Here is an 18,369-nt window from a genome sequence, read left to right as displayed (position 1 = left end):
GCCGCGCCGCTGCCGTACGGCATCCGGGTGAGGGCCTGTGAAGAAGGTGTGCGGGGCCGATGGCGGGTCGCGGTTGCGGCTGTCGGCGGCCCCGCCGCTGCCGTACGGTTTCTGCAGATGAGAGAAACACATCGCCCCCGGGAAACCGCGGGCGGTTCCGGGCCGGGGCGTTCCCCGCACCGTCCCGGGCGTGCCTTCGGGCACGGCACCGGAGCCTCGGGCTCCGGGACTTCTCACCGATCGGACGGCCGCCCGCCCCACACCCCCCGGGGCGCGCGGCGACCCGGTCCCGCCGGCCATCCCGGAACAACCCCCCCTGTTCCCGGGTGGCCGGCCTCTCTCGTTCTCGGCCCCCTGGTGGCGCTGTTCGCACTGATCACCTGGCAGGTGGCGGCCGACGGCCCGCTGGTCCGGCTGGACGAGCGCGTCGGCGAGCACCTCTTCGAGCGCGGTCCGGCTCCCCTGACCCAGTTCCTCTCCGACCTCGGCGGGGTGCCGGTGGCGCTCCCGGTGCTCGTCTGCGCGATGGCGTACGCGCTGTGGCGCGGCGCCCGGCGGCTGCCGGTGTACGCGGCCCTCACCATGGCGGCCGTACCCGCGCTGGTGATCCCGCTGAAGGTGGCCACCGCCCGGCAGGGGCCGCTGACCGAGGCGGTCAACTACTACCCGTCGGGCCATACGGCGACGGCCGCGGTGGCGTACGGGGCTTCGGCGCTGCTCCTCCTCGCCGTCCCCCGCCCGGCATGGCTGCGCGCATGGCTGACGCCCGTCGCCGCTGTGCTGCTGACGGCGGCGACGGGCGTCGGTCTGGTGCTGCACGGCTATCACTGGCCGCTGGACGTCCTGGCGAGCTGGTGCCTGGGGCCGGTACTGCTCGCGCCCCTGTGGTGGGCCTGCCGCCGGAGCTCACCGGTGGCGGCCGGCCGCTGAACCGCTCGCCGGGTGTCCGTCAGACCTTGGTGTGCAGGCAGGACCAGGTCTTGAAGCCGACGATGCCGTCCCAGTCGGACGGGCTCTTGGGGTAGCACCGCTTCTGGGCCTTGATCACCGCGCTCTTGGTCTTCGGCCCGAAGCTGCCGTCCATGTCCACGTTGTAGCCGTAGACCTTCTTCAGCAGGCACTGGGCGTGCTTGACGTGCCGGTTGTTGTCACCGGACTTGACCACCGGGTGGGTACCGGCGTAGACGCAGCCCTTCACCGTCATCACACCGACCTGGCCACCTGCCGCGGCCGGGGCCGCGGTGGCGGCCGGGGCTCCGAACAGGCCGACTCCCATGAGGGCGGCGGTGGACAGTCCTGCGGCCAGCTTCTTGGTCAGCAAAACGTTTTTCCCCTTCGTGCGAATCCCCCGCGGGCAGCCTGTGCCCGACGGCGTACCGGCCGGGTGCGCAGGCCGACGGCCGCTTCCCGACTCGCCGGTAACCCTGGCAGGCGGAGCCCGTCCCGGGCGGGCGGGACGGCGTTCCCGGGAATTCCCGGGACGGCTGGTCCGCTGGTCAGCGGCGTCCCGGCGGCCTCCGGGACGGAGCGGCACAGCCCGGGACGAGAACGGGACGAGAGCGGGCCGGGAAAGGGTCGGGAGAGAGCCGAGAAGGGGCCGGGAACGGGCCGGAAGAGGGCCGGGAAGGCGCCCGGCGTGTGCGGTGGCGGGTCAGTCCGGGTCGGCGAGGAGGGCCGCGAGCCACGCGGTGAGCTCCGGGGTGTCGTGGTCGATCGTCGCGAAGTGGATGCCGAGCGGCTCGTCGGCGGGGACGGCGCCGGGCCCGTACCGCCGGTAGTGGATGTTCCCGCGCGGGCTGTTCGTCGCGGTGAGCTCCGCGACCAGGGCGTCCGTGCCCGGCAGGGGTGCGGGGTCGGCGCGGACGCGTTCGTCGTCGGCGGCCTGGGTGATACGGACCGGGACGGTGATGGGGAGGTCCGGGTTCATCGCCTCCAGCTGCCGGTCGAACGCCGCCTGGTGGGCGTTGGGCGCGGCGGGATACCCGGCCCTGAACTGCTCGTCGCCCCTGATGCCGCCCCAGGAGTCGGGGCGGCTCAGACCGGCGCGGGAGCGCTGCCGCACATGGGGCCAGAGCTCCTCGAACGCCCGGGGCGAGAGGACCTGTTCCGGGTCGATCGCGGGGTCGCCGCCGAGGGCTCCGGCCAGGAGGAGCGGGGTGAAGGCGAAGCCGCTGTTGACCTGGCCGAGGAGGGCTCCGGCCCGGACCAGGCCCAGGAGGTGGTTGGCGGGGGCGATGGCGGCGGCGCCGACCAGTCCGGCCACCCGGCCGGGCGCGTAATGGGCGGCGAACAGGGCCGCCTGACCGCCCTGGGAGTGCCCGACGACGGCGTACCGCTCCCCGATCTCCCCGGAAAACAGCCTGCGGGCGGCCGTCACGATGTCGAGTACGCCCATGGCCTCGGAGCGGCCGCAGAGGTACGGGTGCAGATGCCCGGCGGTGCCCGTGCCCAGGGCCTCGTAGTCCGTCATCGCCACGGCCCACCCCTGGTCCAGGAAGTGGCCGAGGAGCGTGCGCGGGTGGGCGTTCATGGGCGAGGCCCCGGTGTCGCCCCGGTCCCGCGAGGGCGCGCACCGGTTGGCCGCGCCCACCGTGCCGTGGGCCCAGCTGATCAGCGGGTATCCGCCCTCGGGGACGGGGTGGGCGGCGCGGTCCGGCAGGGCGATGATCCCCGAGGTGGCGACCGGGCTTCCGTCCGCGCCCTCCGACCGGTGCAGGACCAGCCAGTTCTCCCCGCCGGGTACGGCGGCGGCGGGGTTGTCCAGGCGGCGTACCCGGATCGGGTCGCCGGGGATGCCGTCGGGCAGCGGCACCGGCGGGGTGTGGAACGCGTCCCCCGCGGAGGCGTCCTCCGCGAAGACCGGCGAAGCTGTACCTGTGCTCACACGCTGTCCTCTCTCGTACGCGGCGGGCGGGAGCGCCCTTCCACGGCGTGATCACCCTGGGTGGGCTGGACAGCATGGATGATGCCCGTCGCCGCGGTCCTCTTCACCGCGGCGACGGGCATCGGTCTGGTGGGGTGCCTCAGCGCCCGAAGTAGGAGTTGAAGTTCCGGCTGAACTCCCAGTTGTTGAACCGGTCCCAGTTGATCGACCAGGTCATCAGCCCGCGCAGATCGGTCCAGGTCCCGTGGGTCTGGTAGGAGCCGCAGTCGGTCTTCTTGATGAGGCAGTTGAGCGCCTTGTTGACCTCGGCCGGTGAGGTGTGGCCGTTGCCCGCGTGGGTGGAGGCCGGGAGACCGATGGCGACCTGGTCGGGGCGCAGGCCCGGGAAGACGCGGCTCGTGTTGCCCGCGACCGGGAACCCGGCGAGCAGCATGTCGGTCATGGCGATGTGGAAGCCCGCGCCGCCCATCGAGTGGTACTGGTTGTCCAGCCCCATGATCGGGCCGGAGTTGTAGTCCTGGACGTGGAGCAGGGTCAGGTCGTCGCGCAGGGCGTGGATGACCGGCAGGTACGCGCCTGCGCGCGGGTCCTGGCCGCCCCAGGGGCCGGAGCCGTAGAACTGGTAGCCGAGCTGGACGAAGAAGGTCTCGGGCGCCATCGTCAGGATGAAGTCGGAGCCGTACTTCGCCTTGAGGGTCTTCACCGCGGAGATCAGGTTGACGATCACCGGCGAGGTCGGGGAGCGGAAGTCGGTGTCCCCGGTCTCCAGCGAGAGGGAGTGGCCCTCGAAGTCGATGTCCAGGCCGTCGAGTCCGTAGGTGTCGATGATCCTGGAGACCGAGGTGACGAAGGCGTCCCGGGCGGCGGTGGAGGCGAGCCGGACCTGGCCGTTCTGGCCGCCGATGGAGATCAGGACCTTCTTGCCCGCGGCCTGCTTGGCCTTGATCGCGGCCTTGAACTCCGCCTCGGACTCGACGTTCGGGCACTCGGTGACCGGGCAGAGCGAGAAGCGGATGTCGCCGGAGGTGACGGTGGTGGGCTCGCCGAAGGCGAGGTTGATGACGTCCCAGGAGTCGGGCACGTCCGCCATGCGGGTGTAGCCGGAACCGTTGGCGAAGCTGGAGTGGAGGTAACCGACGAGCGCCCGGGCCGGGAGCTTGCCGTCGCCGCCCCCGCCGCCCTCGGTGGTGGTCGCGGTGACGGCGGCCGACCGGGCGGACTCACCGGCCGCGTTGGCGGCGGTGACCTGGAAGCTGTACGCGGTCGATGCGGCCAGCCCCGTCACGGTGGCGGCCGGGCCGGTGACCGTGGCCACCTTCGTACCGCCCCGGTAGACGTGGTAGCCGGTCGCGCCGGAGACGGCGTTCCAGGCGAGGGCGACCGAGGAGGAGGTGAGCGCGGTGGTCCGCAGGCCGCTGGGAACGGCCGGGACGACCACGGGGTCGCCGCCGGGGCCGACGAGGGTGAGGTCGTCGACGTAGTGGGCGGGCGTGCCGTACCAGCCGTGGGTGTAGACGCTGACGGAGGTGGTGTTGGGGCCGGTGGTGAAGCTGGTGGTGAGCTGCTTCCAGGCGCCCGGGGACTGGGTCCAGGTGGAGACGTCGGTGGTGCCGGTGCCGGTGGCGCCGAGGTAGACGTGGCTGCCCTGCACCCAGGCGCTCAGCGTGTAGCGGGAGTTGGGCTTGACCGTGACGCTCTGGGAGCACCGGGCGTTGTCGTGGCCCGCCGGGGTCGCCTTCAGGGCCGCCGTGCCGCTGCGTACGGGGGTGGAGACGGCCGCTCCGCTGGCGGCGGTGCAGCTCCAGCCGTCGAGGCCCGCCTCGAAGCCGCCGTTGCGGGCCACGTCCACGTCGGCCGCGCTGGCCGCCGGTGCCGTGGCGACCAGGGCACCGGCGGCGAGCACCGCGGCCGTACAGGTGGCCAGAAGTCCGGAAAATCTGACGGTTGGTCCGGTGCGTCCCACAACAACCTCCGTGCAGGGGGGAATTGGGTGTGGCGTGCGCACAACATGGTCCAGACCAATCAGGTTGTCAAGACCTCTGGCAGTGGGTCACCCCTCTTCGCGGCGGCCCGGACACCGGGACCGGCCTCCCCCTCGGCCGCCCGGACGGCCCGGGCCACCCTCCCCCTCGGCCGCCCCGGACCGGCCGGACCCCCTCCCTCTCGGCCGCCCCGGACGGGCCGGGTCACCCTCCCTCGTGGCCGTCCTGGGCGGCGGCTCCGGCCGCCTCGTGCATCGCGAGCTCCAGCAGCCCCGGGTCGGTGAGGGTCCCCGAGCCGTCCGGCGGGATCAGCCACCGCACTCCCCCGGCCGCCCGGCCCGGATGCGGGACGACGATCCAGGTGCCGGGGCCCGCGCCCCGGATGCCGGTGCCGACCCAGCGGGACGCGGTGCCGGGCGGGACGAAGAAGCCCATACGGGATTCGCCGAAGTCGGCGAGGACCGGTCCGGGCCGGTCGATGAGACGGGTGAGCACGTCGAGCGTCGGATACCCCAGCTCCCCCGGCAGGATCAGCACGTCCCAGCGCTTACCGGCGGGGAGGAGCGCGATTCCCTGCGGATTGCGCTCCCACTCCCACCGGCAGGCGCCGGGGTCCGGTGCCACCGATGTGAGCCATTCGACCGCGGCCCTGGTCTCCGAGCCAGCCATGACCAGCCTCCCGTTGGTGTGAAGAACACCGGCAGGGTCCTACCGGTGCGTACACGGGCGAGAGAGCGTCGGGCCCGAACTATGACGCGGGTTGGGGCCACTTGTTGGCCGTGAGGTGGGTCACACTGTTGGACGGGGTGTCAGCTGTCGAAGCCGAGCCCCAGCTTGTCCATGGTCTTCAGCCACAGATTGCGGTGGCCCCCGTTGGCGTCGGCGCGGGCGAGGGACCGCTTGGTGATCTCGATCCCGGCCCAGGCGAACGGCTCCGGCGGGAACGGCATCGGCTTGGAGCGGACCATCTCCAGCCGGGTCCGCTCGGTCTCCTCACCGTCGAGCAGATCGAGCATCACATCGGCCCCGAAACGCGTCGAGCCGACGCCGAGACCCGTATATCCGGCGGCGTACGCGACCCGCCCCTGATGGGCCGTGCCGAAGAAAGCGGTGAAGCGGGAACAGGTGTCGATCGCGCCGCCCCAGGCATGCGAGAAATTCAGCCCGGAAAGCTGCGGAAAACACTCGAAGAACTGCTCCGCGAGCTTGAGGAACGTCTCCGGCCGCTGGTCCAGATCGGCACTGAGCCGCCCCCCGTACGGATAGATCGCGTCGTATCCGCCCCACAGGATGCGGTTGTCCGCGGAGAGCCGGAAGTAATGGAACTGGTTCGCGCTGTCGCCCAGCCCCTGGCGCCCCTTCCAGCCGATGGATTCGAGCTGCCCGGGGGTGAGCGGTTCGGTCATCAGCGCGTAGTCGTAGACCGGCACGGTGTACGGGCGGACCCGCTTGACGAGCGAGGGGAAGATGTTGGTGCCGAGCGCGACCCGGCGGGCGAAGACGCGCCCGTACGGTGTCCGCACCGCCATCCCCGGGCCGGAGCGGACCAGGTCGAGGCCCCGGGTGTTCTCGTAGATCCGTACGCCCAGCTCCCGGCAGGCCCGCTTCAGGCCCCAGGCGAGCTTGGCCGGGTGGAGCATCGCGACGCCGCGCCGGTCCCAGAGGCCGCCGAGGAAGGTGGGCGAGTCGACCTCGGCGCGCAGGGCGTCGCGGTCCAGGAAGTCCACGCCCGTGATGCCGAGCCGCTGGATCTCCTGGTGCCATTCCCGCAGCTCCTCGAGCTGGTGGGGCTCGGTGGCGACATCGATCTCGCCGGTCCGCTCGAACTCGCAGTCGATGCTGTAGCGGGCGGCGGCGGCCTCGATGGCGTCGAGGTTCCGCTCCCCCAGCTCCTCCAGCTCCGCGATCTCGTCCGGCCACCGCTCCACGCCGTTGGCCAGGCCGTGGGTGAGGGAGGCGGCGCAGAAGCCGCCGTTGCGGCCCGAGGCGGCCCAGCCCACCTCGTGCCCCTCGATGAGGACGACGTCCCGGTCCGGGTCGCGCTCCTTGGCGATGAGCGCGGTCCACAGTCCGCTGTAGCCGCCGCCGATGACCAGGAGGTCGGTGCGCTCGTCGCCGGTCAGGGCGGGCAGCGCCTCGGGCCTGGCCGGGTCGTCCAGCCAGTAGGAGACCGGCTTGGCACCGGCGATGGATTGTGCAGCAGTACGCATGGCAGCTGGGGCCATGGTTTCCAACTCCTTCGGGAATTTCAGGGTCGAGCGTTGTTCCTGCGCCGGCTCGCTATGACCTGGCCGACGAGAACCACCATTACCGCAATGATGAACATGGCGGTGCCGATGACGTTGATCTGGACGGGCGTGCCGCGCTGCGCAGAACCCCAGACGAACATGGGGAAGGTGACAGTGGAGCCCGCGTTGAAATTCGTAATGATGAAATCGTCGAAGGAGAGCGCGAAGGCAAGCAGCGCGCCCGCCGCGATTCCGGGCGCGGCGATCGGAAGGGTCACCCGTAGGAAGGTCTGTACGGGCCCCGCGTAGAGGTCGCGGGCGGCTTCCTCCAGTTTCGGGTCCATCGACATCACGCGCGCCTTGACGGCGGTCACCACGAAGCTGAGGCAGAACATGATGTGGGCGATGAGCACGGTCCAGAAGCCGAGCTGGGCGCCCATGTTCAGGAAGAGCGTGAGCAGGGAGGCCGCCATGACGACCTCGGGCATCGCCATCGGCAGGAAGATCAGCGAGCTGATCGCGCCGCGCGCCCGGAAGCGGTAGCGGACCAGCGCGAAGGCGACCGCCGTACCGAGCGCGGTGGCCCCCACCGTCGCCCAGAAGGCGATCTGGAGCGAGAGGGAGAGCGAGCCGCAGAGGTCGGCGACCCCGCAGGGGTCCTTCCAGGCGTCCAGCGAGAACCGCTGCCACTGGTAGTTGAAGCGGCCGTTGGGCTTGTTGAACGAGAACACCATCACGACGATGTTCGGCAGGATCATGTACGCGAGGGTCAGCAGACCCGCGATGACGACCAGGTTCCGGCGTATCCAGCGCAGTACGGGCATCAGACCAGGTCCTCCGTCCCGGAGCGGCGGATGTAGAAGGTGACCATCAGCAGGACGATCGCCATGAGGATGAAGGAGAGCGCGGCGGCCGTCGGATAGTCCAGGACCCGCAGGAACTGGCTCTGGATGACGCTGCCGACCATCTTGGTGTCGGTGGAGCCCAGCAGTTCGGCGTTGACGTAGTCGCCGCTGGCCGGGATGAAGGTCAGCAGGGTGCCGGAGACGACGCCGGGCATGGAGAGCGGGAACGTCACCTTCCGGAAGGTGGTGGCGGGGGTGGCGTAGAGGTCGCCCGCCGCCTCGTGCAGTCGGCCGTCGATCCGCTCCAGCGAGGTGTAGAGCGGCAGGATCATGAACGGCAGGAAGTTGTACGTCAGACCGCAGACGACCGCCATGGGCGTGGCGAGGACCCGGTTGGACTCGGTCCAGCCGAGCCAGCTGGTGACGTCCAGGACGTGCAGGGTGGTGAGCACGTCCACGACCGCGCCGCCGTCGGCGAGGATCGTCTTCCACGCCAGCGTACGGATGAGGAAGCTGGTGAAGAACGGGGCGATGACCAGCACCAGCACCAGGTTGCGCCAGCGGCCCGCCTTGAAGGCGATGAGGTAGGCGAGCGGGTAGCCGAGCAGCAGGCACAGGATGGTGGCGGTGCCCGCGTACAGCAGGGACCGGATGAACTGCGGGTAGTACTCGCGCAGCGCGTCCACGTACGTCTGGAAGTGCCAGGTGACCTCGAAGCCCTGCTCCAGGGAGCCGGTCTGTACGGAGGTGGACGCCTGGTAGACGAGCGGCAGGGCGAAGAAGACGAGCAGCCAGAGGATGCCGGGAAGCAGCAGCCAGTACGGGACGAGCCGTTTGCGGGTGGAGGGCTTGCGGAGCGTCAGCTCCCGGGGCCCCTCGGGGGTCGGCGCGGGCGGCGCCTCGGTGGCGCTCATTCCGCGTCCTCCACGCTCGTCGCGCCCGCGTCGATGTCCTGGGCGGCGTCGAGGCCGAAGGTGTGGGCGGGGTTCCAGTGGAGGACGACCTCGGCGCCGGGGACCAGGCGCGTATCCCTCTCGATGTTCTGCTCGTAGACCTGGAGGGCCGTTCCGGCCGGGCTCTCGACCACGTACTGCGTGGAGACGCCGATGAAGCTGGAGTCGGTGATACGGCCGGTGACGCGGTTGCGGCCCGCGGCGATGGTGTCGGCGTCGTCCGCGTGGGCGAGGGATATCTTCTCGGGCCGGATGCCGAGGAGGAGCCGGCCGCCGCTGCTCGTGGGGGCCGAACATCGCTCGCGGGGCAGGGTGAGCTTGCCGCCGCCCGCCGCCACGACCAGATCGCCGCCCGTGGAGACGATCTCGCCCTCGATGAGGTTGGAGGTGCCGAGGAAGTTGGCGACGAAGGTGGTGCGCGGGTTCTCGTAGAGGTCGGCGGGGGCACCGAGCTGTTCGACGCGGCCCCCGTTCATCACCGCGACGGTGTCGGCCATGGTCATGGCCTCCTCCTGGTCGTGGGTGACGTGCACGAAGGTGATGCCGACCTCGGTCTGGATGCGCTTGAGCTCCAGCTGCATCTGGCGGCGGAGCTTGAGGTCGAGGGCGCCGAGCGGTTCGTCGAGCAGCAGGACCTGCGGGTGGTTGATGAGCGCGCGGGCCACGGCGACGCGCTGCTGCTGGCCGCCGGAGAGCTGGTGCGGTTTGCGGCGGGCGAAGTCGCCGAGCTGGACGAGGTCGAGCATCTCGTCGACCTGCTTCTTCACCGACTTGATGCCGCGCCTGCGGAGCCCGAAGGCGATGTTCTCGGTGATGTCCAGGTGCGGGAAGAGCGCGTAGCTCTGGAAGACGGTGTTGACCGGCCGCTTGTACGGGGGCAGGTCGGTGATGTCCTTCTCCCCGAGGAGCACCGTGCCGGTGGTGGCCTCCTCCAGCCCCGCGATCATCCGCAGGGTGGTGGTCTTGCCGCAGCCGGAGGCGCCGAGCAGGGCGAAGAAGGAGCCCTGGGGGACGGTCAGGTCGAGCGGGTGCACGGCGGTGAAGGAGCCGTAGGTCTTGCTGATCCCTACGAGGCGGACATCGCCGCCCGCGGTCTGCTGCTGTGTCATGGGTCGCGGTCCCAGTGTGTTCGGGGGGAGTTCGGGGAAGGCAGGGCCGGTGGGGTACCGGCGGTTACCGGGTCAGGCGCCGATGAGCTTGGCGAACTTCTCCTCGTACGCCGTCTCTTCCTCCGTGCTCAGGGAGCGGAAGGCGCGCGACTTCGACGCCATCTCCCGGTCCGGGAGGATCAGGGTGTTGGAGGCCATCGACTCGTCGATCCTGGCGAGTTCCTCGCGTACGCCGTCCACCGGGCAGACGTAGTTGATGTACGCGGCCAGCTGGGCGGCGACCGGCGGCTCGTAGTAGTAGTCGATGAGCTTCTCGGCGTTGGTCTTGTGCCGGGCCTGGGCGGGGACCAGGAGGCTGTCGCTGGAGATGATGTAACCGGCGGCCGGGATGGCGAACTTGATGTCCGGGTTGTCGGCCTGGAGCTGGATGATGTCCCCGGCCCAGCCGACGCAGGCGGCGATGTCGCCCTTGCTGAGGTCGGCGGTGTAGTCGTTGCCGGTGAAGCGGCGGATCTGCTTCTTGTCGACGGCCTTCTGGAGCCGCCCGATCGCCCCGTCGAAGTCGGCGTCGGTGAACTTCCCCGGGTCCTTGCCCTGGTCCAGGAGGGTCATGCCGACGGTGTCGCGCATCTCGGAGAGGAAGGAGACACGGCCCTTGAGCTTCGGGTCGTCGAGGAGCTGGGTGACGGAGTCGACCTTGCGGCCGCCGGTGGCCTTCGCGTTGTACGCGATGACCGTGGGGATGCCGGTCCAGGGGTAGGAGTAGGCGCGGCCGGGGTCCCAGTCGGGGCTGCGGAACTGGGCGGATACGTTGGCGAAGGCGTGCGGGAGGTTGGAGGCATCGAGCTTCTGGGCCCAGCCGAGCCGGATGATCCGGGCGGCCAGCCAGTCGGTGACGCAGATGAGGTCGCGCCCGGTGTCCTGCCCGGCGGCGAGCTGCGGTTTGATCTTCCCGAAGAACTCGACGTTGTCGTTGATGTCCTCGGTGTACTTGACCTTGATCCCGGTCCGCTTGGTGAAGGCCGCGAGGGTGGGGCGGCTCTTCTCGTCGTCGCTGACGTCCATGTACTCGGTCCAGTTGGAGAAGTTCACCACCTTCTCGCGCTCCGAGTGGTCGTCGGCGGCGGCTGCTCCCTTGGCGCGTCCGGCGGGCGGGATGCCGCAGGCGCCGAGGGTGGCTATCCCGCCCAGTGCGAGGGCACCCATACCGGAGGCGCGCAGCAGGGAGCGGCGGGTGAGGGCGCCCCTGCCGTTGGTCAGGGAACGCCTCATGGCCGCCAGCTGGACCGGCGTGAGGCGCTCGGGCTCGTAACTCTCCATACGCTGTTGCCCTTTCGGGTGGGAGGCCGCGGGGGCCCGTCGCGGTGGGCGGGCCCCGATCGTGCGGCAGCTGCTATCGGTCCCCGAAGATCGTGCGGTGCCAGTCCTTGCGGGCGACCGCGGTGTTGTCGTACATGACGTGCTTGACCTGCGTGTACTCCTCGAAGGAGTACGCCGACATGTCCTTGCCGAAGCCGCTGGCCTTGTATCCGCCGTGCGGCATCTCGGAGAGGATCGGGATGTGGTCGTTCACCCACACACAACCCGCCTGGATCTCGCGGGTGGCGCGGTTCGCGCGGTACAGGTCGCGGGTCCAGGCGGAAGCGGCCAGTCCGTAGGGGGTGTCGTTGGCGAGGGCGATGCCCTCGTCGTCGGTGTCGAAGGGGAGGACGACCAGGACCGGGCCGAAGATCTCCGACTGGACGACCTCGCTGTCCTGGGCGGCGTCCGCGATGAGGGTCGGCCGGTAGTACGCGCCGTCCGCCAGCTCCCCGCCGGGGGCCTCGCCGCCGGTGACGACCCGGGCGTAGCCGCGGGCGCGCTCGACGAAGGCGGCGACCCGGTCGCGCTGGGCGTGGCTGATGAGGGGGCCGAGGTCGGTGGCCGCGTCGAAGGGGTCGCCGAGGCGGACGGTCTCCATGAGGGCGGCGACATCGCGGACGAAGGCGTCGTAGAGCGGGCGCTGGACGTAGGCGCGGGTGGCGGCGGTGCAGTCCTGGCCGGTGTTGATGAGCGATCCGGCGACCGCGCCGTGGACGGCGGCCTCCAGGTCGGCGTCGTCGAAGACCACGAAGGGGGCCTTGCCGCCGAGCTCCAGGTGGAGGCGTTTGACGGTGGCGGTGGCGATCTCGGCGACCCGCTTGCCGACGGCGGTGGAGCCGGTGAAGGAGGTCATGACGACGTCCGGGTGGCCGACGAGGTGTTCGCCCGCGTCCTTGCCCGCTCCGGTGACGATGTTGATGACCCCGTCGGGGATGCCCGCCTCGGTGGCGGCCTGGGCGAACATCAGCGAGGTCAGCGGGGTGAGCTCGGCGGGCTTGAGGACGATGGTGTTGCCCGCGGCGACGGCCGGGAGGACCTTCCAGGCGGCCATCTGGAGCGGGTAGTTCCAGGGGGCGATGGAGCCGACGACACCGATCGCCTCACGCCGTACGTAGGAGGTGTGGTCGCCGTCGTACTCGGCGGCGGCCTTGCCCTCCAGGTGGCGGGCGGCGCCCGCGAAGAAGGCGGCGTTGTCGACGGTGCCGGGGACGTCGAACTCCGTGGAGAGCTTGAGCGGCTTGCCGCACTGGAGGGACTCGGCATACGCGAAGTCGTCGGCCTGCTCGGCGAGGACGGCGGCGAACCGGTGCATCGCGTCGGAGCGCTCGCCGGGGGTGGCGCCCGACCAGCCGGGGAAGGCGGCCCTGGCCGCGGCGACGGCCGCGTCGACGTCCTCGGTGCCCGCCAGCTCGTACCGCAGGACGGTCTCGCCGGTCGCGGGGTTCACGATGTCGTGGTGGCGGCCGGACGTGCCGGGGAGCAGCTTGCCGCCGATGTACTGCGCACCTTCCCCGAAGCGGTCCTGAACCTGGAAGCCGTTGCTCATGACGCTCTCCTCCGCCGCTGTACCCGCTGCGCGGGGTCGGCGTAGCCTCTTCGTGAATTGAGTGCCGATCCTGACAGAGGGGTCCAGGCCCAACAAGTGATTCCGTTGTTGCCTTTTGGTTACGCGACGGAATCTGTCGACCATGTGTCGTGTCGGTGCGGAAATCCCCGTACGGAGTGTCAGTGGCGGATGCCACACTCACATGTCATGGGACCGATCGATGAGCTTCTGGCGGACGTGGCGCGCGGCAAGCGGGTGAAGTACCTGCCGTTCTGGGGGCACCGTCCGCGCCCGGACGGGCGGCTGGGGGCCAGTTGCCTCAGCCAGTGGTGGCCGTCGCCGTTCACGGTGGACGGCGTGACGTACGCGAGCGCGGAGCACTGGATGATGGCCGCGAAGGCCCGCCTCTTCGGTGATACGGAGGCGGAGAAGGCCGCCGTTACGGCGTCGAGCCCGGGGGCGGCGAAGAAGGCGGGGCGGCTGGTGCGCGGCTTCGACGAGGACGTGTGGATACGGGAGCGGTTCGCCCTCGTCGTGGAAGGCAGCGCGCACAAGTTCGGGCAGGACCCGGAGCTGGCCGGCTATCTGCTGGGCACGGGCGACAGGGTGCTGGTGGAGGCGTCCCCGGTGGACCGGATCTGGGGCATCGGCCTCGCGCCGGACGACGAGCGGGTGGAGCGGCCCGAGGAGTGGCGGGGGCTGAATCTGCTGGGCTTCGCGCTGATGGAGGCGCGGGAGCGGCTGCGGGTGGGGGCGGGGGCTTAGGCCCTGGGGGCTGAGGTCCCGGGGAGGGCGCGGGCCCTTGCCGGTCCCCGTACGACGGCGCCGCCCGGTCCGGTGGGGAGTGGTTCCCCACCGGACCGGGCGGCGGATGCGCCGCGTACGGCCGCCGGGCGGCCGCCGACGGTGGCTAGCCGCGGCCCTCGATGACCAGCGACGTGGCGAACGGGTCGTCGGAGTCGTCCCACGAGCTCCGCTCGTCGGCGTTCACACCAGCCCAGATGAGGAAGCCGAGGATCACGGCCCCCAGCACCATGCCGACCGCGCCCAGGATGATCCCGGCAATGGCCATGCCCCGGTTGGTGGCCTCGCCGCGCTTGGCCCGGCCGAGGCCGATCAGGCCGAAGATCAGCGCGAGGATGCCCAGGATGATGTTGACCCCGTACAGGCAGAAGCCGACCACCGAGATGATGCCGAGCACCATCGCGGCGATACCGAGGCCGTTCGCGGGGGCGGGCCCCCAGGGCTGCTGGCCGTAGGCGTCGTACTGCGGGTAGCCGCCGTACGGCTGGACCGGGGGCGCCGGGTAGCCGTAGTGCCCGGCACCCGGCGGCGGGGCCTGGTATCCGGGGCCGCCCGGACCCGTCGGCGGCGGCGGTACGGCCGAGGGCGCGGGTCCGAAGCCGCCCGGCGTCGGTATCGGCCCGGGGCCGTCCCCCGCGCTCGGCATCGATGTCACGGTCGGCTGGTCGTGGACGGCGGGCGGCGGCGGGCCCGCGTCCTGCTTGCCCAGCTCCACCCTGCTGTCCGGCGGTGCCCACGGATCGCGCGGCGCGGCCCCGCCGGCGGGCTGTTCTGTGTTGTCTGGCATGGGCCTCCCCCATCGTGGTCCCGTCATGCTACGGCCCAGGTCCGCGCCGCCTCACCCCGCATACGATGATCGGTGCGGCAGGCCGGGCCCCGAGGCGGCGGAGGCAGTTCGACGACAGGCCCCGGCACCGCCGACGTACACGCCGAACCGGGAGAGACAGATGACCGATCCGCACCCCTTCATCGCCGGGCTGCCCAAGGCCGAGCTCCATGTCCACCACGTGGGGTCCGCCTCGCCCCGGATCGTCGCGGAGCTGGCCGCCCGGCACCCGGACTCCAAGGTGCCCACCGACCCGGAGGCGCTGGCCGACTACTTCACCTTCACCGACTTCGCGCACTTCATCGAGGTCTACCTCTCGGTGGTGGACCTGGTCCGCACCCCCGAGGACGTCCGGCTGCTCACCTTCGAGGTGGCCCGGGACATGGTGCGGCAGAACATCCGGTACGCGGAGCTGACCGTGACCCCGTTCAGCTCGACCCGGCGCGGCATCCCGGAGGTGGCCTTCATGGAGGCGATCGAGGACGCCCGCAAGTCCGCCGAGTCGGAGCTCGGCATCGTCCTGCGCTGGTGCTTCGACATCCCGGGCGAGGCCGGGCTCCAGGCCGCCGAGGAGACGGCCCGGCTGGCGGTGGAGCGGCGGCCCGAGGGGCTGGTCTCCTTCGGGCTCGGCGGGCCGGAGATCGGGGTGGAGCGCCCGCAGTTCAAGCCCTACTTCGACCGGGCCATCGCCGAGGGCCTCCACTCGGTGCCGCACGCCGGGGAGACCACGGGGCCGCAGACAGTCTGGGACGCGCTCACCGCGCTGCGCGCCGAGCGCATCGGCCACGGCACCAGCTCCGTCCAGGACCCCAAGCTGCTGGAACACCTCGCCGAGCACCGGATCGCCCTGGAGGTCTGCCCGACGTCGAACATCGCCACCCGCGCGGTCACCGACATCGAGCTCCACCCGATCCGGGAGATGGCCGCGGCGGGCGTCCTGGTCACCGTCAACAGCGACGACCCGCCCATGTTCGGCACCGACCTGAACAACGAGTACGCGGTCGCCGCCCGGCTGCTGGAGCTCGACGAGAAGGGCATCGCGGGCCTCGCGAAGAACGCGGTGGAGGCGTCGTTCCTCGACCCGGCCGGCAAGCGCAGGCTGGCCGAGGAGATCGACACGTACACGGCGGACTGGCTCCGGGGTCCCGCCCGCTGACCCCGGTCGTCACAATGGCCCCATGGCCGACACCACTCCCCGCCTCACCGCCGTGGCGCACCGCGGCGATCCGTACCGGGCCCGCGAGAACACGCTGCCCTCGATCCGCTCCGCCCTCGACCGGGGGGCGGACGCGGTCGAGATCGATGTACGCGTGACCCGGGACGGGGTGCCCGTCCTGCTCCACGACGCGACGCTGGAACGGCTGTGGGGCCATGACCTGCGCCTGGACCGGATGGACTTCGCCGAGGTGCGGGAGCTGACCGGCGGCGGGGTGCCGACCCTGCGCGAGGCGCTGGAGGCCGCCGGGGAGCACCGGGTGATGGTGGATCTGCCGGGCTCCACGGACGCCTCGGTGCGGAAGGTCGTGGGGACGGTCCTGGAGTGCGGTGCGGGCGACCGGGCGTACTACTGCGCGGGCGCGGACGCGATGCTCCGGGTGCGCTCCGCCGACCCGGCCGCCGAGATCGCGCTCACCTGGAACACGCTCGCCCCGCCGCGCCCGGTCCTGCTGGACGCGGTGAAGCCGCGCTGGCTGAACTACCGCTTCGGCCTGGTCAGCCGTGAACTGACCGACCGGGCGCACCGGGACGGGCTGCTCGTCTCCGCCTGGACGGCCGACACGAAGCGCACGATGCGCCGCCTGATCGAGCGGGGCGTCGACTCGATCACCACCAACCGGATCGACGCCCTGCACAAGCTGCGCACCGGCTCCTCCGCCCGGGGCGGCTCCTGACCCGCCCGGCAGGACGGCCGGTGCCGTCCGTGCGTCAGGCGGCCGCCGGTACAGGGGGCGCGGAGGCCGCCGCCTGCTCCAGCACTTCCAGTCGCTTGATCATCCGTCGCACGATCAGCAGCGGGATGACGCCGAAGACCCCGAAGGCCATGTCGATCACGGACCACCAGAACGGGATGCCCCGGATCGGCCCGCAGATCAGCGCGAGCGGGATGATCCCGGCGCAGGCGATCATGCCGAACTCGATGACCCAGATGTTGCGGACCGGGTCGCGGTAGGGCCCGTAGAAGGCGACGGCGATGACCAGGTGGGCGAAGGCCAGCCAGTCGGTGCCGTACAGCATGAAGGGCTGGTCCCGGTCGATGGTGTCGAGCCCTTCACGGACCCGGGTGATCCACTCCATCAGGCCCGGGAGGTGTTCGGGGACCGGGGTGGACCTCAGCAGCTCCTCACCCCAGCGGAGTTCGGTGACGAGCGGGAAGGCCGTGATCCCGCTCAGGACCAGACAGACGATGAAGAAGACCAGCCACCTGCGTATCCCCCGTGTGAGGGCGTGTCGCTCACTCATATCCGCAGCGTACGCCCGTATTTACGCCCTCCTCACGGCACCCCTGGTACGGGTTCACAACCCGACGATCGCGTTCCACTTCTTGGTGAAGTCCGTCCGCTCCTCGGCGGTGATGTCCCGGGCGATGGCCAGCCGCTCGCGCATCGCGTCGTCGGGGAAGATCAGCGGGTCCTCGGCGAGCGCGGCGGTCTCCTCGTCCTTCGAGGAGGCGAGGACGTCACGGGCGGCGGGCACCGGGCAGACGTAGTTGACCCAGGTGGCGAGTTCGGCGGCGATCTCGGGGTCGTAGTAGTGGTCGATCAGCCGTTCCGCGTTCCGCTTGTGGCGGGCGAGGTTGGGGATCATCAGGGACTCCGCCCAGAGCTCGGCGCCCTCCTCGGGGACGACGAACTCGATGTCCGGGTTGTCCGCCTGGAGCTGGATGACATCGCCGGAGTACGCCTGGCAGGCCAGCACATCGCCGGTGGAGAGGTCCTTGATGTAGTCGTTGCCGGTGAAGCGGCGGATGTGATGGGAGCCGACCCGCTTCTCCACCTGTTCGCACATGGTGTGGACGTCGTCGGCGCTCCAGCGGGTGATGTCGACGCCGTCGCCCTGCATCAGCAGCGCGAACGCCTCGTCGAGCCCGGAGAGCAGGGTCACCTTGCCCCGCAGGTCGTCCGCCCACAGGTCACCGGTGGAGCGGATCTCGCGGCCGAGCCGCTTCCGGTTGTACGCGATGCCGGTGATCCCGGACTGCCAGGGGACGCTGTGCAGCCGTCCCGCGTCGAAGGCGGGTGAACGCAGCTGGGGGTCCAGGTACTTGGTGACGTTGGGCTGCTTCGCCCGGTCCATCTCCTGCACCCAGCCGAGCCGGACGAAGCGGGCGGCCATCCAGTCGCTGATGACGATCAGGTCCCGCCCGGTCTGCTGACGGTTCATCAGGGCCGGGCTGATCTTCCCGAAGAACTCGTCGTTGTCGTTGATCTCCTCGGTGTACGTGACGGAGATCCCGGTCCGCTCGGTGAAGGCGTCCAGGGTGGGCCGCTTCGAGGTGTTCTCGTCGTCGGTGTCGATGTAGAGCGGCCAGTTGGCGAAGTGGAGGCGGTGGTCGGTGTCGGAGCTGTCGCGTCCGGCCCGGTCCCCCGGCTCGACGTAGGCGGCGGGCACCCCGCAGCCGGCCAGGACGGCCCCGGCGGCCCCCGCCCCGAGGGCGCGCAGCAGGGAACGGCGGTTCATGGGGTGGTTCTTCGGGATCGCTCGCACCCGCGCAGGATGCCGGGTGATCACCTCGGCGGACAATGGACCAAGCGTCCAGCGGAACGGGCGCGCCCCGCACACGTTGTCCAGAAAGGGCACGGCCCCGGGCGGGGAGCCCGGGGCCGTATCCG

At 71.0% G+C, this 18,369-nt stretch carries 17 protein-coding genes; 4 read left to right on the top strand and 13 right to left on the bottom strand.

The genetic code is table 11. From position 1 onward, the window contains the following. Window positions 1-117 precede the first annotated feature (117 nt). A complete protein-coding gene (locus B7C62_27605; GenBank protein ID ARF75604.1) occupies window positions 118-930 on the top strand; it encodes a phosphoesterase in 813 nt (270 codons plus the stop codon). Window positions 931-949: 19 nt separating this feature from the next. Here B7C62_27605 and B7C62_27600 read toward each other — a convergent pair whose 3' ends face one another. The 10 genes from B7C62_27600 to B7C62_27555 all read right to left on the bottom strand — a co-directional run bounded on the left by B7C62_27600 (window position 950) and on the right by B7C62_27555 (window position 12,909). Next, window positions 950-1,321 (bottom strand): hypothetical protein, encoded by a 372-nt coding sequence (locus B7C62_27600; protein ARF75603.1) that lies wholly within the window; start codon window positions 1,319-1,321, stop codon window positions 950-952. Between the two features lie 330 nt (window positions 1,322-1,651). Next, window positions 1,652-2,884, bottom strand: coding sequence for a lipase (locus B7C62_27595; GenBank protein ID ARF75602.1), 1,233 nt, complete (start codon window positions 2,882-2,884; stop codon window positions 1,652-1,654). Between the two features lie 139 nt (window positions 2,885-3,023). Next, window positions 3,024-4,847 (bottom strand): chitinase, encoded by a 1,824-nt coding sequence (locus B7C62_27590; GenBank protein ARF75601.1) that lies wholly within the window; start codon window positions 4,845-4,847, stop codon window positions 3,024-3,026. A gap of 223 nt (window positions 4,848-5,070) precedes the next feature. Then, complete coding sequence (locus B7C62_27585; protein ARF75600.1) at window positions 5,071-5,535, bottom strand: hypothetical protein; 465 nt, start codon at window positions 5,533-5,535, stop codon at window positions 5,071-5,073. A 140-nt stretch (window positions 5,536-5,675) separates the two neighbouring features. Beyond that, a complete protein-coding gene (locus B7C62_27580; protein ARF75599.1) occupies window positions 5,676-7,091 on the bottom strand; it encodes an FAD-dependent oxidoreductase in 1,416 nt (471 codons plus the stop codon). A gap of 23 nt (window positions 7,092-7,114) precedes the next feature. Continuing rightward, window positions 7,115-7,918, bottom strand: coding sequence for an ABC transporter permease (locus tag B7C62_27575; GenBank protein ARF75598.1), 804 nt, complete (start codon window positions 7,916-7,918; stop codon window positions 7,115-7,117). Next, complete coding sequence (locus B7C62_27570; protein ARF75597.1) at window positions 7,918-8,853, bottom strand: ABC transporter permease; 936 nt, start codon at window positions 8,851-8,853, stop codon at window positions 7,918-7,920. The genes B7C62_27575 and B7C62_27570 overlap by 1 nt, the downstream gene beginning before the upstream one ends. Next, a complete protein-coding gene (locus B7C62_27565) occupies window positions 8,850-10,001 on the bottom strand; it encodes a spermidine/putrescine ABC transporter ATP-binding protein (GenBank protein ARF75596.1) in 1,152 nt (383 codons plus the stop codon). Before B7C62_27565 ends, B7C62_27570 begins: the two co-directional genes overlap by 4 nt. Window positions 10,002-10,073: 72 nt before the next feature. After that, window positions 10,074-11,321: an ABC transporter substrate-binding protein gene (locus B7C62_27560; GenBank protein ARF75595.1), complete on the bottom strand. Its 1,248-nt coding sequence runs from the start codon at window positions 11,319-11,321 to the stop codon at window positions 10,074-10,076. A 73-nt stretch (window positions 11,322-11,394) separates the two neighbouring features. Beyond that, on the bottom strand, window positions 11,395-12,909 hold the full coding sequence (locus B7C62_27555) for a gamma-aminobutyraldehyde dehydrogenase (GenBank protein ID ARF75594.1): 1,515 nt from the start codon (window positions 12,907-12,909) through the stop codon (window positions 11,395-11,397). 207 nt (window positions 12,910-13,116) lie between these two features. Here B7C62_27555 and B7C62_27550 point away from each other — a divergent pair, with 207 nt between their 5' ends. Next, entirely contained in the window at window positions 13,117-13,674 is a 558-nt protein-coding gene (locus B7C62_27550) for a hypothetical protein (GenBank protein ARF75593.1), read from the top strand. A 145-nt stretch (window positions 13,675-13,819) separates the two neighbouring features. On the opposite strand, the gene B7C62_27545 is transcribed toward B7C62_27550, so the two are convergent. Further along, window positions 13,820-14,500 carry a hypothetical protein gene (locus B7C62_27545; GenBank protein ID ARF75592.1) on the bottom strand — a complete coding sequence of 227 codons (681 nt, stop codon included), beginning with the start codon at window positions 14,498-14,500 and terminating at the stop codon, window positions 13,820-13,822. 160 nt (window positions 14,501-14,660) lie between these two features. On the opposite strand from B7C62_27545, the gene B7C62_27540 reads away from it, so the two are divergent. Together B7C62_27540 and B7C62_27535 are read left to right on the top strand one after the other, a co-directional pair. Then, window positions 14,661-15,695 (top strand): adenosine deaminase, encoded by a 1,035-nt coding sequence (locus tag B7C62_27540; GenBank protein ID ARF75591.1) that lies wholly within the window; start codon window positions 14,661-14,663, stop codon window positions 15,693-15,695. A 22-nt stretch (window positions 15,696-15,717) separates the two neighbouring features. Next, the gene (locus tag B7C62_27535) at window positions 15,718-16,431 is read left to right on the top strand and encodes a glycerophosphodiester phosphodiesterase (protein ID ARF75590.1); all 714 of its coding nucleotides are present in this window, start codon (window positions 15,718-15,720) and stop codon (window positions 16,429-16,431) included. 34 nt (window positions 16,432-16,465) lie between these two features. Here the strand turns inward: B7C62_27535 and B7C62_27530 are convergent, their stop codons facing one another. Next, window positions 16,466-16,999 (bottom strand): hypothetical protein, encoded by a 534-nt coding sequence (locus tag B7C62_27530; GenBank protein ID ARF75589.1) that lies wholly within the window; start codon window positions 16,997-16,999, stop codon window positions 16,466-16,468. A gap of 54 nt (window positions 17,000-17,053) precedes the next feature. Continuing rightward, window positions 17,054-18,217, bottom strand: a complete 1,164-nt coding sequence (locus tag B7C62_27525; GenBank protein ID ARF75588.1) for a polyamine ABC transporter substrate-binding protein — start codon at window positions 18,215-18,217, stop codon at window positions 17,054-17,056. Window positions 18,218-18,369: the final 152 nt, after the last annotated feature.

Origin of the sequence: Kitasatospora albolonga (genome assembly GCA_002082585.1) — a bacterium.
Lineage (GTDB): Bacteria > Actinomycetota > Actinomycetes > Streptomycetales > Streptomycetaceae > Streptomyces > Streptomyces stephensoniae.
This window is presented reverse-complemented; position numbering and strand designations above follow the sequence as displayed.

What these genes read in the sequence shown, in the direction of transcription:
- B7C62_27550 (ARF75593.1), top strand. Translation starts at nt 13,117, where the DNA reads ATGGGACCGATCGATGAGCTTCTGGCGGACGTGGCGCGCGGCAAGCGG.
- B7C62_27560 (ARF75595.1), bottom strand. Translation starts at nt 11,321, where the DNA reads ATGGAGAGTTACGAGCCCGAGCGCCTCACGCCGGTCCAGCTGGCGGCC.
- B7C62_27545 (ARF75592.1), bottom strand. Translation starts at nt 14,500, where the DNA reads ATGCCAGACAACACAGAACAGCCCGCCGGCGGGGCCGCGCCGCGCGAT.
- B7C62_27570 (ARF75597.1), bottom strand. Translation starts at nt 8,853, where the DNA reads ATGAGCGCCACCGAGGCGCCGCCCGCGCCGACCCCCGAGGGGCCCCGG.
- B7C62_27565 (ARF75596.1), bottom strand. Translation starts at nt 10,001, where the DNA reads ATGACACAGCAGCAGACCGCGGGCGGCGATGTCCGCCTCGTAGGGATC.
- B7C62_27575 (ARF75598.1), bottom strand. Translation starts at nt 7,918, where the DNA reads ATGCCCGTACTGCGCTGGATACGCCGGAACCTGGTCGTCATCGCGGGT.
- B7C62_27580 (ARF75599.1), bottom strand. Translation starts at nt 7,091, where the DNA reads ATGGCCCCAGCTGCCATGCGTACTGCTGCACAATCCATCGCCGGTGCC.
- B7C62_27585 (ARF75600.1), bottom strand. Translation starts at nt 5,535, where the DNA reads ATGGCTGGCTCGGAGACCAGGGCCGCGGTCGAATGGCTCACATCGGTG.
- B7C62_27605 (ARF75604.1), top strand. Translation starts at nt 118, where the DNA reads ATGAGAGAAACACATCGCCCCCGGGAAACCGCGGGCGGTTCCGGGCCG.
- B7C62_27555 (ARF75594.1), bottom strand. Translation starts at nt 12,909, where the DNA reads ATGAGCAACGGCTTCCAGGTTCAGGACCGCTTCGGGGAAGGTGCGCAG.
- B7C62_27535 (ARF75590.1), top strand. Translation starts at nt 15,718, where the DNA reads ATGGCCGACACCACTCCCCGCCTCACCGCCGTGGCGCACCGCGGCGAT.
- B7C62_27525 (ARF75588.1), bottom strand. Translation starts at nt 18,217, where the DNA reads ATGAACCGCCGTTCCCTGCTGCGCGCCCTCGGGGCGGGGGCCGCCGGG.
- B7C62_27530 (ARF75589.1), bottom strand. Translation starts at nt 16,999, where the DNA reads ATGAGTGAGCGACACGCCCTCACACGGGGGATACGCAGGTGGCTGGTC.
- B7C62_27540 (ARF75591.1), top strand. Translation starts at nt 14,661, where the DNA reads ATGACCGATCCGCACCCCTTCATCGCCGGGCTGCCCAAGGCCGAGCTC.